At 56.5% G+C, this 317-nt stretch carries 1 protein-coding gene; it reads left to right on the top strand.

Annotation, left to right across the window (positions count from 1 at the left end; genetic code table 11):
- Positions 1–127: 127 nt before the first annotated feature.
- Positions 128–317: hypothetical protein (locus HJY11_RS15320; protein WP_368041612.1), on the top strand; the 190-nt coding region annotated here is incomplete at its 3' end.

The raw sequence follows: 317 nt of genomic DNA, 5'->3' as shown, positions 1-317 counted from the left end.
AAGATTGTCCGCACTGGAGCGGCTTCATGCGGGCGTGACAACCGGAGTGTGCGTGCTTGGTTCCCAACCAAGATGCGACTCTCCGGTACCGGCTAGAAACAATGCGAAGGCATATGCGGAAGTCGGGGTGAAGGACATTGTCTGTACAGGACCTTGCCATACACCGTGGCCGCACCGGTTCAGCCGGTATGTGGACGGTGTGCGGAACATGCGGGAAGTCAGCTATGAAGAAGTGCTGGAGAGCCTGGAAACAGTGATATCTGAGCTCAATCATGCAAACGACGACCGCACGAGAGCATACGTGACGCCATTTGGCG

Source organism: Bittarella massiliensis (ex Durand et al. 2017) (genome assembly GCF_017566145.1).
GTDB lineage: Bacteria > Bacillota > Clostridia > Oscillospirales > Ruminococcaceae > Bittarella > Bittarella massiliensis_A.
Note: the sequence above shows the minus strand (reverse complement) of the source record. Positions and strands in the feature narration are given on the sequence as shown.